Below are 14,993 nucleotides of genomic sequence, written 5' to 3' on the forward strand. Positions count from 1 at the left end.
CTCCTCAGTGGCTGGCCGCTGTCGCGCCCATTTCGTTGACTTGCTGGAAGGTGGCGAAGCGCTCCAGGCCGAACGGCCTGATCAGCTCCGGTACCCGGCCACCGCTGGCGACCAGCTCGGCCATGGTCTTGCCGCAGATCGGCGTGGCCTTGAAGCCCCAGGTGCCCCAGCCGGCGTCGAGGTAGTAGTTCTTCACCGGCGACAGACCCATGATCGGGCTGTAGTCCGGGGTCATGTCGGTGATCCCGGCCCACTGGCGCATCAGCCTGGCGTTGGCCAGGAACGGGAACATCTCGATGGCGTGGGCCAGCAGGCTTTCCTTCAGGTCCAGGGTCGAGCGGGTATTGAACAGCGGGTAGGGGTCGGAACCGCCCCCGAACACCACTTCGCCACGGCTGGTCTGCTGTACGTAGCAGTGCAGGGCCGAGGAGCTCACCAGTGGGTCGAGGAACGGCTTGAATGGCTGGGTGACCATGGCCTGCAGCGGGAAGGTCTGGATCGGCGAACGGATGCCGGCCTTCTTCATCAGTTGCGAACTCATGCCGGCCACGGCCTGGACCACGCAGCCGCAGCGGACGGTGCCGCGGTTGGTCTTCACCGCGGTGATCGTGCCGTTGTCGATCACCAGTTCCTGGACTTCGGTGAGCTGGTGAATCTCCACGCCCCGCTTGGCCGCCTGCTTGGCATAACCCCAGGCCACCGCGTCGTGGCGGGCGGTGGCACCGTCGATGTGCCACAGGCCGGCGAGCACCGGCAGGTGGCCGGGGTCGAGGTTGAGTGTCGGCACCAGTTCGCGGATCTGCTGGCGGTCTAGCATTTCGGTGCGGCCGCCGAAGTGCTTGTTGACCTCGGCGCGCTGGCGGAACGACCGCACCGTCGCGTCGGTGTGGGCCAGGGTCAGTTGGCCGCGATGGGAGTACATGATGTTGAAGTCGAACTCGTTGGACAGGCCCTCGAACATCCGCACCGATTCGGCGTAGAAGCGCACCCCTTCGCTGGTCAGGTAGTTGGAGCGGATCACCGCCGTGTTGCGCGCGGTGTTGCCGCCGCCCAGGTAGCCCTTTTCCAGCACCGCGATGTTGCTGATGCCGTGGTACCTGGAGAGGTAGTAGGCGGTGGCCAGGCCGTGGCCGCCACCGCCGATGATCACCACGTCGTAGGCCGGCTTGAGTTCCTTCGGCGGCGGCAGGTCGACCTCGACCGGGTACTGCGAACCGAGTCCGTATTTCAATAGATGGAATGGCATAGGGCCTCCAGGTGACTGCGTTGGGCGTGGGCCTGCTGAACGGCAGCGGTCACCGTGTTCTTCATCAGGAAGGCGATGGTCATCGGGCCGACGCCACCGGGCACCGGGGTGATGGCCGAGACCTGGGGCAGGGCGCTGTCGAAGTCGACGTCGCCGACCAGGCGGCTGCGTTCCCCGTCGTCGATGCGGTTGATGCCGACGTCGATCACCACCGCACCGGGCTTGAGCCAACTGGCGTCGATCAGCCGCGGGCGGCCGACGGCGGCGACCACGATGTCGGCCTGGCGGCACAGGGCCTGGGCCTCGACGCTGCGCGAATGGAGCACGGTGACCGAGCAATGGGCCTTGAGCAGCAGGGCGGCCATGGGCTTGCCGACGATGTTCGAGCGGCCGATCACCACTGCGTGCTTGCCGCTCAGGTCGCCGCAGGCGTCTTCGAGCAACTGCATGCAGCCGCTGGGGGTGCAGGGCGTCAGCACCTCGCGGCCCTGGCTCAGGCCGCCGACGTTCTCACTGTGGAACCCGTCGACATCCTTGCCCGGGGCGATGGCCTGCAGGGCGCGGGTTTCCTCGATATGGGCCGGCAGCGGCAATTGCAGCAGGATGCCGTTGACGCTGTCGTCCTCGTTCAACTCGGCAATCAGACTGAGCAACTGCGCCTGGGTCGTGTCGGCGCCCAGCCGGTATTCCAGCGAGCGGATCCCGGCCTCTTCGGCACGCAGGATCTTGTTGCGCACGTAGACCTGGCTGGCCGGGTCCTGCCCCACGAGAATCACCGCGAGCGCAGGCTCGATGCCGGCCTGCTTCAACTCCCGGACTTCGGCCTTGACCCGCGCCAGCACCCGCGCCGCCGCAGCCTTGCCATCGATCAGCTTGGAGGTATTCACCGGAAGATCACCGTTCTGTCGTTGTTGAGAAAGACGCGATGTTCCAGGTGGTACTGCACCGCCTTGGACAGGGCCACGGTCTCGGTGTCGCGACCGGTGGCGACCAGGTGGTCCGGCAGATAGGCATGGTCGACCCGCTGAACTTCCTGCTCGATGATCGGCCCTTCGTCCAGGTCGCTGGTGACGTAGTGCGCGGTGGCGCCGATCAGCTTCACGCCGCGCTCGTAGGCCTGGTGATAGGGCTTGGCACCCTTGAAACCGGGCAGGAACGAGTGGTGGATGTTGATCGCCCGGCCCGAGAGTTGCCTGCACAAATCGTCCGAGAGGATCTGCATGTAGCGGGCGAGCACCACCAGCTCGGTGCCGGTTTCATCGACCACCTTCATCAGCGCCGCTTCCTGCTGAGCCTTGGTTTCCTTCGTCACCGGCAGGTAGATGAAGCGGATGCCCTCGCGCTCGGCCATGGGCCGCAGGTCCAGGTGGTTGGAGACGATGGCGGTGATGGTCATGTCCATCTCGCCCTTGTGGTGGCGGTACAGCAGGTCGGTGAGGCAGTGGTCGAACTTGCTGACCATCAGCAGCACGCGCATCGGCTCGCGGGTGTCGTGCAGTTCCCAGTGCATGTCGAAGGCCTGGGCGACCTCGGCGAAACCGGCCTTGAGCCGGGCGATGTCGCCGCTGTGGCCGTCGTTGAAGCGGAACACCGCGCGCATGAAGAACTTGCCGCTGAAGTCGTCGTCGAACTGCGCCATTTCACCGATGTAGCAGCCATTGCCGGCCAGGTACGAGGTCACCGCCGCGACGATGCCGGAGGTCGCCGGACAGCTGATCTTGAGAATGAAAGGGTTCTTTTCGTGTTGCATGGCATGTCCTCTGGAGAGTGGCGGCAGCTCGGCGCAAGGCGAAATTCAGGGGTGAACGGCGATGTTGTAGGTGAATAAAAATTCCCACGAGGAATTAAATATTCTTTTGTGCGGTTTATAGGCGAAAGCCAATGACGCGTCCAGAGTTTCTGGAAACTTTTTTAACTGGTGGGAAATTTTGCGGGGTGGTTGCCCGCGACGTGAGCACCGTTGCGGTGTGGCCCTGGGGCCGTCGCGGGCCAGTGAAGGGAGCGCTCGGCTCTACTCCCCGGAGGTGCCGTAGTTCATGATCGATAACAGCCGGATCGGCACCTGCACCAGCTTCTCCGGGCCATGGGGAATTTCGCCGTCGAAGGTCAGGCTGTCGCCGGCCTCCATCGGGTAGAGCTGGTTGCCGTGGCGGTAGACCAGTTCGCCTTCGAGCAGATGCAGGAACTCGGTGCCGGGGTGGGAGAAGGTCGGGAACTCCTCGCTGGCATCGTCCATGGTCACCATGTACGCCTCGAAGCTCTTCTTCGGCCCGCGGGTGTGGTTGAGCAGGTGGTAGGTATGGCCTTTCTCGGTGCCGCGGCGCACTACCTCCAGCCCCTCGTCGCGCTTGACCAGCAGCGCGCTGCCGCCTTGCTGGTCGTACTGGCTGAACAGCTTGGACATCGGCATGCCGAGCACGTCGCACAGGCGGCTGAGGATATCCAGGCTGGTGGACACCTGGGCGTTCTCGATCTTGCTCAGCATGCCCTGGCTGATCCCGGCGATGCGCGCCACATCGGCCAGTTTCAGTTCCTGGGCCTGGCGCTGGCGCTTGATCTGGATGCCCAGGTACTGCTCGAGCTTGAGTTTGGGTTGTGCTTCGTCAGGCGTGTTCATCGGCTTTGCACGGTTTCCGTTCAATAATTTTAAATTCGCACCAGTAATGTGCGATTCGGGCCTCGGCCGCTTGTTCGGCGGCGGAATATTCCCTCGGTGAAAACGAGTTTCCCATATATACAGAGGAAAAGCCGCAATCGCGGCTCCGCAGACCCCAAGCGACAAACTTGGCAAGGCCATTGCATTCCTATTGGGAAAGTAAGTTTCCTGATTGGAATAAGTTCCGGCCAGGAAGCAAGCGACGGTTCAAACCATAACGTCTTGCCTTTCGCCAGGAGTGAACGCTCATGTTGCCACCCGAAACACAGCGGCTGATCGCGGAGCACGGGATCAAATACGTGCTGGCCCAGTTCGTCGATATCCACGGTTCGTCCAAGACCAAATCGGTGCCGGTTTCGGGTCTGGAGATGGTTGCCGAAGAGGGGGCGGGGTTCGCCGGGTTTGCCATCTGTGGCATGGGCATGGAACCTCACGGGCCGGATTTCATGGCCAAGGGCGACCTGTCGTCGCTGACCCCGGTACCCTGGCAGAAGGGCTACGGTCGGGTGGTGTGCATCGGCCACGTCGAGGGCAAGCCCTGGCCCTACGACAGCCGCTACGTGCTGCAGCGCCAGGTCGAGCGCCTGAGCGATCGCGGCTGGACGCTCAACACCGGCCTCGAACCGGAGTTCAGCCTGTTCCGCCGTGACGCCAGCGGCGCCCTGCAACTGGTCGACGCCAGCGATGCCCTGGACAAGCCGTGCTACGACTACAAGGGCCTGTCGCGCTCGCGCGAATTCCTCGAACGCCTGACCGAAGCTCTGCAACCGGTGGGCTTCGACATCTACCAGATCGACCACGAGGACGCCAACGGCCAGTTCGAGATCAACTACACCTACAGCGATGCCATGGAGTCGGCGGACCGCTTCACCTTCTTCCGCATGGCCGCCGGCGAGATCGCCAACGACATGGGCATGATCTGCTCGTTCATGCCCAAGCCCGATCCGAAACGGGCGGGCAACGGCATGCATTTCCACCTGTCGATCAGCAGCGCGACCAGCAAGAACCTGTTTCACGATCCCAGCGACCCGAGCGGCATGGGCCTGTCGAAGCTGGCCTATCACTTCGCCGCCGGGCTGCTGGCCCACGGCCCGGCGCTGTGCGCGTTCGCCGCGCCCACGGTCAACTCCTACAAGCGCCTGGTGGTCGGCAACTCGCTGTCCGGTGCCACCTGGGCGCCAGCCTTTATCGCCTTTGGCGCCAACAACCGCTCGGCCATGGTCCGGGTGCCCTATGGCCGCCTGGAGTTCCGCCTGCCGGATGCCGGGTGCAACCCGTACCTGGTCAGCGCCGCGATCATCGCCGCGGGTCTGGATGGCATCGACCGCAAGCTGGAAATCGACAACGTCTGCAACGAGAACCTCTACAAGCTGAGCCTGGAGGAGATCGCCGCCCGCGGCATCAAGACCCTGCCGCAGTCGCTGAAGGAAGCCTGCGATGCGCTGGAAGCCGATCCGCTGTTCGCCGAGGTACTGGGCGCAGAGATCGTCGGCGAGTTCATCAAGCTCAAGCGCATGGAGTGGGTGGAGTACAGCCGCCATGTGAGTGACTGGGAAGTGCAGCGCTACACCGAATTCTTCTGATCCAGCCGTTTCAACCAACCGTTTCCGACGCCCTGCAAGTGGGTAGGGCGTCTTCTGCCCGGGAGTTTGCGATATGTGTGGAATTGTGGGGCTTTACCTGAAAAATCCGGCGCTGGAATCCCGGCTCGGCCAGCTTTTCGAGCCGATGCTCGAAGCCATGACCGACCGCGGGCCGGACAGTGCCGGTTTCGCCATTTATGGCGATGAAGTGGGCGAGGGCTGGGTCAAGTTGACCTTGCAGGCCACCCGCGACGGCTATGACTTCAAGGCCCTGGTCGAGGCGCTGCAAGCCCGGCTGGCGGCACCGCTGGACTGGTTCCAGAACGCCAGCGCCATTGTCCTCAAGATCCGTGCCGAAGAGGCGCCGGTGCGTGCCGCACTGGCGGAGCTGGCACCGCAGGTGCGCATCATGAGTGTCGGCCAGAGCATCGAGATCCTCAAGGGTATGGGCCTGCCCCGGGAAATTTCCGAGCGTTTCGGCCTGGCCTCGATGAAGGGCAGCCACATCATCGGCCACACCCGCATGGCCACCGAAAGCGCGGTGACCCTGGAAGGCAGCCACCCGTTCTCCACCGGGGCCGACCTGTGCCTGGTGCATAACGGCTCGCTGTCCAACCACTCGCGCCTGCGCCAGAACCTGCGCCGCGAGGGCATCCACTTCGAGACCGAGAACGACACCGAGGTGGCGGCCGGTTACCTGGCCTGGCGCCTGCAACAGGGCGACTCGCTGAAGACCGCGCTGGACAAGTCCCTGGAAGACCTCGACGGCTTCTTCACCTTCGCCATCGGCACCCGCAACGGCTTCGCGGTGATCCGCGACCCGATCGCCTGCAAGCCGGCGATCCTCGCCGAGACCGCCGACTACGTCGCCATGGCCTCGGAATACCAGGCGCTGTCGAGCCTGCCGGGCATCGACAAGGCCAAGGTCTGGGAACCTGTTCCCGCCACCCTTTACATCTGGGAACGCGAATCGGCTCAAGGAGCACGCCCATGAAAACCATCGATCTTTCCACCAGCACCGTGCGTGAGCTGAACCAGGCCCTGCACGACCAGGCCCGGCAGCTCGAAGAGCGTGAGTGGCGGGTCACCCACCCCAACGGCGCGCACAACCTGGCGGTCGGCATCAACGAAACGGTGTCCGTGGATATCCAGGGGCACGCCGGCTACTACTGCGCCGGCATGAACCAGAAGGCCTCGATCACCGTGCATGGCAACGTCGGGGTCGGTTGCGCCGAGAACATGATGTCCGGCTACGTGCGGGTCAAGGGCAGTGCCTCGCAGGCGGCGGGCGCCACCGCCCATGGCGGGCTGCTGGTGATCGAGGGCGACGCCGGTGCCCGTTGTGGCATCTCGATGAAGGGCATCGACATCGTGGTCGGCGGCAGCATCGGCCACATGAGCTGCTTCATGGGCCAGGCCGGGCGCCTGGTGGTCTGCGGCGACGCGGGCGATGCGCTGGGCGACTCGCTGTACGAGACGAAGATCTTCGTCAAGGGCAAGGTCGAGTCGCTGGGCTCGGACTGCATCGAGAAGGAGATGCGCCCCGAACACCTCGAAGAGCTGCAGGCCCTGCTGAATCAGGCCGGTTTCAACGAAAAGGCCAGCGATTTCAAGCGCTACGGTTCGGCCCGCCAGCTGTACAACTTCAAAGTCGACAACGCCAGCGCCTACTGATCCAGGAGCCAGAACATGAGTGAATCCACTACCCCGAAAGCCGCTCCGGTGCTGCGCGAGTCGGCCACCTTCGATCGCCTGACCATCCAGGAAATCCAGCGCGCCGCCGAAACCGGCATCTATGACATCCGCGGCGGTGGCACCAAGCGCAAGCTGCCGCATTTCGATGACCTGCTGCTGCTCGGTGCCAGCGTTTCCCGTTATCCGCTGGAAGGCTATCGCGAGAAGTGCGGCACCGATGTGATTCTCGGCAACCGCTTCGCCAAGAAGCCGATCCACCTGAAGATTCCGGTGACCATCGCCGGCATGAGCTTCGGCGCGCTGTCGGCCAACGCCAAGGAGGCCCTGGGCCGTGGCGCGACCATCGCCGGCACCAGCACCACCACCGGAGACGGTGGCATGACCCCGGAAGAGCGCGGGCAGTCGCAGCACCTGGTCTATCAGTACCTGCCGTCGCGCTACGGCATGAACCCGGACGACCTGCGCAAGGCCGACGCCATCGAGATCGTCCTGGGGCAGGGCGCCAAGCCGGGCGGCGGCGGCATGCTGCTGGGCATGAAGGTCACCGAGCGGGTCGCCGGCATGCGCACCCTGCCGATCGGTGTCGACCAGCGTTCGGCCTGCCGTCATCCGGACTGGACCGGCCCGGACGACCTGGCGATCAAGATCGCCGAGATCCGCGAGATCACCGACTGGGAAAAACCGATCTACGTGAAGATCGGCGCCAGCCGCCCGTATTACGACGTCAAGCTGGCGGTCAAGGCCGGCGCCGACGTGATCGTGCTCGACGGCATGCAGGGCGGTACCGCGGCGACCCAGGAAGTGTTCATCGAACACGTCGGTATCCCGATTCTGCCGGCGATTCCGCAGGCGGTGCAGGCCCTGCAGGAAATGGGCATGCACCGCAAGGTGCAGTTGATCGTCTCCGGCGGCATCCGCAACGGGGCCGACGTGGCCAAGGCCATGGCCCTGGGCGCGGACGCGGTGGCCATCGGCACGGCGGCGCTGATCGCCCTGGGTGACAACCACCCGCGGCTGGACGAGGAGTTGAAGAAGATCGGCTCGGCGGCCGGTTTCTACGACGACTGGCAGAACGGCCGTGACCCGGCGGGCATCACCACCCAGGACCCGGAACTGTCGAAACGCCTGGATCCGGTCGAGGGTGGGCGCAGGTTGGCCAACTATTTGCGTGTCCTGGTGCTGGAGGCGCAGACCATGGCCCGTGCCTGCGGCAAGTCCCACCTGCATAACCTCGACCCCGAGGACCTGGTGGCCTTGACCGTGGAGTCCGCGGCCATGGCCCGGGTGCCGCTGGCCGGGACCTCGTGGATTCCCGGGCAGCAGTACTAGACGCTGGCGTAGCCGCGCCAGCAGGCCGACTCCCACAGGGACAGCGCCGAACGCAAAACGGGAGTCCTGCTCCCTCTGTAGGAGCATGGCTTGTCGGAACGCCGCACCGCCGCGAACAGGCGTTCAAACCATAGGGGCTTTGATCGTTCCCACACAGAGCGTGGGAACGATCGGGGCGCCGGACTCATCCGCGAACAGGCACGTGAGCCTGGTCAGGAACCCGGGAGCCTCCCCCAGGCTTCGAGTCCTACAACGAAAAGAGGCCTCCAGGGCCCGACACATCTTTACAGCGCTTTCTGCCCGGCACTTTTCCATCTCATTGCAGGAGCTTCGAAAATGGTGAATCGTCTACCCGGCAAATCCCTTCTCGCACTGCTCGCGCTTGGCGCGTGCGCCCCCCTGGCCCAGGCCGCCGATACCCCGATCCTGAACACCGGCAGTACCGCCTGGATGGTCACGGCGGCGGTCCTGGTGCTGTTCATGTGCCTGCCCGGGCTGGCGCTGTTCTACGGCGGGCTGGTGCGGGCCAAGAACATGCTGTCGCTGTTCACCCAGTGCTTCGGCATTGCCGGCCTGGTCGGCGTGCTGTGGGTGATCTTCGGCTACAGCATGGTGGTCGACACCACCAACATGGTCGAGGGGCAGGTCAGTTTCAACAGCTTCGTCGGTGGCCTGAGCCGGGCGTTTCTCGCCGGCATGACCCCGGACAGCCTGGTCGGCGACATTCCGGAAGGGGTGTTCGTGACCTTCCAGATGACCTTCGCCATCATCACCCCGGCGCTGATCGCCGGTGCGTTCGCCGAACGCATGAAGTTCTCGGCGGCGCTGCTGTTCATGGCCGTCTGGTTCACCCTGGTCTACGCACCGGTGGCGCACATGGTCTGGGGCGGCGCCGGGGCCCTGATGCACAACTGGGGCGTGCTGGACTTCGCCGGCGGCACCGCGGTGCACATCAATGCCGGCGTCGCGGCGCTGGCGGCCTGCCTGATGCTGGGCAAGCGCAAGGGCTATGCCAACGCGCCGATGCCGGCCCACAACCTGAGCCTGACCATGACCGGCGCGGCGATGCTCTGGGTCGGCTGGTTCGGTTTCAACATCGGCTCGGGCGGGGGGCTCAACGGCCTGTCCGGTATCGTCATGCTCAACACCCAGCTGGGGGCCTGTGCCGGCATTCTCGGCTGGATGTTCACCGAGTGGTTCAAGGTCGGCAAGCCGAGTGCCTTGGGCCTGGCCAGCGGCGCCCTGGCCGGCCTGGTGGGCATCACCCCGGCCTGTGCCTATGTCGGCGTCGGCGGCGCCTTGGCGATCGGCCTGCTGTGCGGGGTGTTCTGCTACCTGAGCGTCACCGTGCTGAAGAAACGCCTCGGTTATGACGACAGTCTGGACGTGTTCGGCCTGCACGGCATCGGCGGCATGATCGGTGCGGTGCTCACCGGCGTGTTCTGCGTGCCGTCGTTGGGTGGCCTGGTGGAAGGCGTGACCCTGGGCGGCCAAGTGGTCGCGCAGATCAAGGGCGTGCTGTTCACCACAATATATTGCTTCGTGGTCAGCTGGATCATTCTGAAGGTGGTCAAGCTGCTGGTCGGCCTGCGTGCCGACGAACACGTCGAGGAGATGGGGCTGGACCTGGCCGAGCATAACGAGCGGGCCTACAACCACTGAGTGGGGGGCGGCAGACAGGTTCTGCCGCCCATGTCGGTCTGGATCAGGGGCTTCACTCGCCCCTTGAGGATTGTTGCCTTGCCAAGGGAACAGCCGAGCGGCATCATAGGCCTCAATATAGGGTAGGGGGGTATGCTATGTCGCACATGAAATCCAACCGGGACGACCTGCTCAAGCGGGTCAGGCGCATCGCCGGCCAGGTCCAGGCCATCGAGCGTGCCCTGGAAGGCGATGCAGAGTGCGCCAAGACCCTGCACCTGGTGGCCGCGACCCGTGGGGCAATCAATGGTCTGCTCGACGAGATCATCGAGGACCACGCCCGCGAGCATGTCGCGCGGGCGGGGCTCACTGACGAAGAGCGGGCGCAGGGGGTTGAAGACCTGCTCGAAGCCATTCGCCGTTACTCGAAGTGAGGTCGCCATGAGCACCACGAACTCTCTGCACAGCCACGACTTCCTTGGCGCCGGCCACGATGACAACGCCCGGCGTACGCTCTGGGTGGTGATCCTCACCGTCGTGATGATGGTCGGTGAGATTGCCGCCGGGTACATCACCGGCTCCATGGCGTTGCTGGCCGACGGTTTTCACATGGCGACCCATGCCGGCGCCCTGGGCATCGCCGCGGCAGCCTACGCGTTCGCGCGCAAGCATGCAGGCAACGCCGCCTACAGCTTCGGCACCGGCAAGGTCGGTGACCTGGGCGGCTTCGCCTCGGCGCTGATTCTCGGCCTGATCTCGCTGGGGATCGGCATCGAATCGCTCATGCGCCTGTTCGAGCCGACCCAGGTCCGCTTCGGCACGGCCACGCTGATCGCGGTCATCGGCCTGGCGGTGAACATCGTCAGCGCGCTGCTGCTGGCGGGCGGCGCCGGCCATGATCACGGCCATGGGCACCGTCACGGGCATGACCCTCATCACGGACACGCCCACGGCGAAGACAACAACCTGCGCTCCGCCTATGTCCACGTGCTGGCGGATGCGGTCACCTCGGTCCTGGCCATCGTCGCGCTGCTGGCCGGCAAATACCTGGGCTGGGTCTGGCTCGACCCGGTCATGGGTATCGTCGGTGCCGTCGTCATCGCGCGCTGGGCCTGGGTACTGATGCAGGACACCGCTTCGGTGCTGCTGGACCGGACCGACGAGCACGTGGCCGAGGAGATCCGCGAGTTGCTCGACCAGTCGGGCAAACTCAGGATCACCGACCTGCATGTCTGGCGTGTCGGGCCTGAGGCGCGAGCGGCGATCGTCAGCGTGCAGGGCTCCCCGGAGCTGTCGGCCGAGGATGTGCGCGAGGCCTTGAAGCCGGTCCACGAGGTGACTCACCTCACGGTCGAATACCGGGCTGCCTGATCCATGGCGAAGGACATTGAAAACCCCTGCGTTTCGCTGTGCCAGTTGAACAGCGAAATGTGCGTGAGCTGCGGGCGCACCCGCGAGGAAATCCGCAAATGGCGTGGCATGAAACGCCCGGAAAAGATGGCGACGGTGCAGCGGGCCAGCGCCCGCATGAAAAGCATCAACAAGAAGAAAAACAAGGGCTAGTGGGTCTCCACGGGCAAATCATCCAATGCCGATGGGGTAGCCGAATGCCAGGCTGCGCTGCGGATCCGACGGGTTGAGATCATGTGGGAAACGACCGGATACCTCGGCCTCTTCATTTCGGCTTTCGGCGCCGCCACGCTGCTGCCGTTGCAATCGGAAGCCGTTCTGGTCGCGCTGCTCTGGGCCGGGCAGCACCCGGCCCTGGCCCTGCTGTGTGTCGCCACGGTCGGCAATGTCGCCGGTTCGTTGGTGAACTGGGTGCTCGGGCGCTATCTGGAGCATTGGCGGGACAAGGCCTGGTTCCCGGTGTCCGGCCAACGGCTGGAGAGTGTCCAGCGCACCTACCATCGCTATGGCCGGTGGTCACTGTTGCTCAGTTGGGTGCCGGTGATCGGTGACCCGCTGACGGTGGTCGCCGGCCTGATGCGAGAGCCCTTGTGGAGCTTCCTGGCGATCGTCACTTTGGCCAAGGCTGCCCGCTATGGTGTGTTGTACCTGATTACGCTGGGTTGGGCATGAGCGCAGAATCGACGCGCAGTCGACAGACGATCCCTTTCAACCAAGAGAGCACGCAATGATCGATCACTTGGACCACCTGGTACTGACCACTTTCGATGTCGAGGCCTGCAAGGATTTCTACCTTCGCGTGCTGGGCATGAGCCTTGAAACCTTTGGCCAGGGCCGCCTGGCGTTTCGCTTTGGCAACCAGAAGATCAACGTGCATGTGCGCGGCCAGGAGTTCGAGCCCAAGGCGCATCTACCGGTGCCCGGAGCCCTGGATCTGTGCTTCATCGCCAGCCAGGGGCTGGACGCGGTGATCGCGCACCTGCAGGCGCAGCAGTGGCCGATCGTCGAGGGGCCGGTGCAGCGAACCGGCGCGACCGGACCGATCCGTTCGGTTTATGTGCGGGACCCGGACCTGAACCTGATCGAGATTTCCGAGCCTTTGAGTGCCTGAGGGCTGCTGCGGGCGACATGGCCTGATCGCGCGGCACCTGGCCTGGCGCTGACGGCCGCCTGGAAACCTTTCGCGGCCAGTCTTGCACCTTTGCCGGGCAGTTATGGCGATTTCATGGCAGGCTAGGCTGTGTACGAAATTGTTTGAAACGCAGGTTAGGCAAGGCAAAAACCGGCGAGGAACGGCCGGGGTCGCGCCCGACTTTACTGGAGTAAATGAGCATTCCGAGCCGGTTTTTAACGCCGCATAACCAAGTTTCAAACAATTTCGTACATAGCCTAGTGCCGGAATCTTATGCGGGCGCCAACATGAATGACCTGAAGCTGGATCGAATGGACACGAAGATTCTGGGCGTCTTGCGCAAGAACGGCCGGATTTCCCATCAGGAGCTGTCGCTGAAAGTGGGCCTTTCGCCTTCCCAATGCCTGCGCCGGGTGAAACGGCTGGAAGCGGAGGGCGTGATCCTGGGCTATTCGGCGGTCATCGATGAAAACAGGCTCGGCAACGACATCAATGCCTGGGTGATCGTCAAACTGCAGCGCAACAGTCCTGGCGCCCGGGAGCGGGTGGCCCTGCTGCTGAAAAACCGCCCTTGGGTGCGGCTGGCCACCGGCGTCACCGGCGATGTGGATTTCATGATCCGCGTCGTCGCCCCGCGGATGGCCGATTTCTCGAAAATCCTCATCGACGAGCTGAACAACCACCCGGACATCAGCAGCACGCAGTCCTTCATCTGCCTGGATGACCTGGTGGGCGGGCTGACCAGCATGGCCGGCCCGGGCGCCGTGGTGGACAGCGCCCAGGCCTGACGGCGAGGGTCGCTGGTCAGAGCGACGCGTCCAGGGCCTGGATCAACTGCTGCATCTCTTCGGCGGCGGTGTAGTGCACGAAGGATAGGCGCAGCACGCCTTCCTGCGGGTCGACATCCAGCGCCTGCAACAGGCGCACCGCGTAGAAGTGGCCCGCGCCGGCAATGATGCCTCGCGTTGCCAGCCGGGCGGCGATCTCGCGCGGGCTGGCGTTCAGGGTTTGCAGGGAGACGGTGGCGGCCTTGTTCCGTACGTCGCTTGGGCCGAGCAGGCGCACGCGGCAATCCCCGGCGCAGAACTCCAGCAATGGCGGCAGCAGCGCCGCCTCGGCGCAGCGCAACAGCTGGCGCACGTTGGCGGCGCGCTCGCGGCGGTCGGCGGCGGGGAAGTGATGGGCATGCACCTGGTCGAAGTAGGTGGTGACGCCGCTGGCGGCAGCGACCTGGGCATGGTCGGGGCCGGCGGGGACGAACCACTTCGCCAGGTAGGCCTCGTTGAAGTAGTGCGCCTGGTTGCCGAGCCAGTCCATCAACGGGCGGCGAATGACCATGGCCCCCAGGTGCGGGCCGAAGGTCTTGTACAGCGAAAAGAGATAGATGTCGGCGCCGAGCGCGTCCACGTCCGGGAAACCATGGCCGGCGTAGGAAACCCCATCGACCACCGCCTGGGCACCTGCGGCATGGACGATCTCGCAGATTTCCCGCACCGGGTTGATCTCACCCAGGATATTAGAGCAGTGGGTGAAGGCGACCACCCGGGTGCGCGGGCTCAGCAGCTTCTGCAGTTCGCTCGGGTCGAGGGAGCCGGTGGTGGCGTCGACCTGCCATTCCCGAATGACCATTCCGCGTTTGGCCAGCCGCCGCCAGACGCCGTTGTTGGCTTCGTGGTCCTGGTTGGTGACGATGATTTCGTCTCCCGCCTCGAGCCGATTGGCAAAGGCCTCGGCCAGCACATAGGTGTTCTGCGAGGAGGAGGGGCCCAGGTGCACCTCTTCCGGCGACACGCCGAGATAGGCGGCGATTTCGGCGTGCGAGCGATCCATCTGCTCGCCACCCAGGCGCGAGGCCGGGTGGGCGCCGTAGGGCTGCATCTTGTGCCGACGATAGAAGCGGTCCAGATGGTCGATCACGGGTTGGCAGGCGTAGGAACCGCCAGCGTTGTCGAAGAACGCCTGGCCTTGCAGGGAGGGTTCGGAAAAGGCCGGGAACTGGCGGCGGATGAACGAAAGATCCAGGGCGGGCATTGGCAAGACTCCTGTTGTGCGCGGGGATTCGATAGGGCATAGCCTAAGGCTTGAGCCGCGCACGAAGTCGGCAAAAGCGGGCGAAAGAACTGGCTCCATGCAGGAATCCTGCATATTCAGCGGTTTGAATACTGCATTTGATTCGTCCGGCTCAACGGATGTGCTGCTATCCGTCTGGCCCAGGCCGCCGAGGCTGATATCTCGGCATCTGACGGGCTCATGGCGTGAGGCGCCCCGGTGGGTCTGGGCAAGCCGGTTCCAATCGGGGCG

General features: G+C 64.5%; 16 protein-coding genes. 11 read left to right on the plus strand and 5 right to left on the minus strand.

The window, feature by feature from the left end; all coding sequences use genetic code 11:
- Nucleotides 1-4: 4 nt before the first annotated feature.
- From ACMGT0_RS11715 to ACMGT0_RS11730, 4 genes are all read right to left on the minus strand, one after another.
- Nucleotides 5-1,246, minus strand: coding sequence for an FAD-dependent oxidoreductase (locus tag ACMGT0_RS11715; RefSeq protein ID WP_054058050.1), 1,242 nt, complete (start codon nucleotides 1,244-1,246; stop codon nucleotides 5-7).
- Nucleotides 1,228-2,133, minus strand: coding sequence for a bifunctional methylenetetrahydrofolate dehydrogenase/methenyltetrahydrofolate cyclohydrolase FolD (gene folD, locus ACMGT0_RS11720; RefSeq protein WP_054058049.1), 906 nt, complete (start codon nucleotides 2,131-2,133; stop codon nucleotides 1,228-1,230). Before folD ends, ACMGT0_RS11715 begins: the two co-directional genes overlap by 19 nt.
- Entirely contained in the window at nucleotides 2,130-2,996 is an 867-nt protein-coding gene (gene purU / locus ACMGT0_RS11725) for a formyltetrahydrofolate deformylase (protein ID WP_054058048.1), read from the minus strand. The genes folD and purU overlap by 4 nt, the downstream gene beginning before the upstream one ends.
- A gap of 261 nt (nucleotides 2,997-3,257) precedes the next feature.
- Nucleotides 3,258-3,863 carry a helix-turn-helix domain-containing protein gene (locus ACMGT0_RS11730; RefSeq protein WP_054058047.1) on the minus strand — a complete coding sequence of 202 codons (606 nt, stop codon included), beginning with the start codon at nucleotides 3,861-3,863 and terminating at the stop codon, nucleotides 3,258-3,260.
- Between the two features lie 287 nt (nucleotides 3,864-4,150).
- Between ACMGT0_RS11730 and glnT the strand changes: the two genes are divergently transcribed.
- From glnT to ACMGT0_RS11785, 11 genes are all read left to right on the plus strand, one after another.
- Nucleotides 4,151-5,485, plus strand: a complete 1,335-nt coding sequence (glnT, locus tag ACMGT0_RS11735; RefSeq protein WP_054058046.1) for a type III glutamate--ammonia ligase — start codon at nucleotides 4,151-4,153, stop codon at nucleotides 5,483-5,485.
- A gap of 73 nt (nucleotides 5,486-5,558) precedes the next feature.
- Nucleotides 5,559-6,479 (plus strand): class II glutamine amidotransferase, encoded by a 921-nt coding sequence (locus tag ACMGT0_RS11740; RefSeq protein ID WP_416772667.1) that lies wholly within the window; start codon nucleotides 5,559-5,561, stop codon nucleotides 6,477-6,479.
- On the plus strand, nucleotides 6,476-7,159 hold the full coding sequence (locus ACMGT0_RS11745; protein ID WP_054058044.1) for a protein glxC: 684 nt from the start codon (nucleotides 6,476-6,478) through the stop codon (nucleotides 7,157-7,159). The genes ACMGT0_RS11740 and ACMGT0_RS11745 overlap by 4 nt, the downstream gene beginning before the upstream one ends.
- A gap of 15 nt (nucleotides 7,160-7,174) precedes the next feature.
- Nucleotides 7,175-8,509, plus strand: coding sequence for an FMN-binding glutamate synthase family protein (locus ACMGT0_RS11750; RefSeq protein ID WP_054058043.1), 1,335 nt, complete (start codon nucleotides 7,175-7,177; stop codon nucleotides 8,507-8,509).
- Nucleotides 8,510-8,845: 336 nt separating this feature from the next.
- Nucleotides 8,846-10,171, plus strand: a complete 1,326-nt coding sequence (locus ACMGT0_RS11755; RefSeq protein ID WP_273820628.1) for an ammonium transporter — start codon at nucleotides 8,846-8,848, stop codon at nucleotides 10,169-10,171.
- Between the two features lie 137 nt (nucleotides 10,172-10,308).
- Nucleotides 10,309-10,584 (plus strand): metal/formaldehyde-sensitive transcriptional repressor, encoded by a 276-nt coding sequence (locus ACMGT0_RS11760; RefSeq protein WP_273820629.1) that lies wholly within the window; start codon nucleotides 10,309-10,311, stop codon nucleotides 10,582-10,584.
- Nucleotides 10,585-10,591: 7 nt separating this feature from the next.
- Nucleotides 10,592-11,521 (plus strand): CDF family Co(II)/Ni(II) efflux transporter DmeF, encoded by a 930-nt coding sequence (gene dmeF, locus ACMGT0_RS11765; protein ID WP_054063687.1) that lies wholly within the window; start codon nucleotides 10,592-10,594, stop codon nucleotides 11,519-11,521.
- A 3-nt stretch (nucleotides 11,522-11,524) separates the two neighbouring features.
- Nucleotides 11,525-11,713, plus strand: coding sequence for a DUF1289 domain-containing protein (locus ACMGT0_RS11770; protein WP_054058039.1), 189 nt, complete (start codon nucleotides 11,525-11,527; stop codon nucleotides 11,711-11,713).
- A gap of 81 nt (nucleotides 11,714-11,794) precedes the next feature.
- Nucleotides 11,795-12,232, plus strand: a complete 438-nt coding sequence (locus tag ACMGT0_RS11775; RefSeq protein WP_416772671.1) for a YqaA family protein — start codon at nucleotides 11,795-11,797, stop codon at nucleotides 12,230-12,232.
- Nucleotides 12,233-12,287: 55 nt separating this feature from the next.
- Nucleotides 12,288-12,671, plus strand: coding sequence for a VOC family protein (locus tag ACMGT0_RS11780; protein ID WP_054058037.1), 384 nt, complete (start codon nucleotides 12,288-12,290; stop codon nucleotides 12,669-12,671).
- Between the two features lie 215 nt (nucleotides 12,672-12,886).
- Nucleotides 12,887-13,480: an Lrp/AsnC family transcriptional regulator gene (locus ACMGT0_RS11785; RefSeq protein ID WP_416772673.1), complete on the plus strand. Its 594-nt coding sequence runs from the start codon at nucleotides 12,887-12,889 to the stop codon at nucleotides 13,478-13,480.
- 16 nt (nucleotides 13,481-13,496) lie between these two features.
- On the opposite strand, the gene ACMGT0_RS11790 is transcribed toward ACMGT0_RS11785, so the two are convergent.
- On the minus strand, nucleotides 13,497-14,723 hold the full coding sequence (locus ACMGT0_RS11790; RefSeq protein ID WP_416772674.1) for an aminotransferase class V-fold PLP-dependent enzyme: 1,227 nt from the start codon (nucleotides 14,721-14,723) through the stop codon (nucleotides 13,497-13,499).
- Between the last annotated feature and the right edge of the window lie 270 nt (nucleotides 14,724-14,993).

Origin of the sequence: Pseudomonas sp. RHF3.3-3, assembly GCF_048069595.1 — a bacterium.
GTDB classification, from domain to species: Bacteria; Pseudomonadota; Gammaproteobacteria; order Pseudomonadales; family Pseudomonadaceae; genus Aquipseudomonas; species Aquipseudomonas fuscovaginae_B.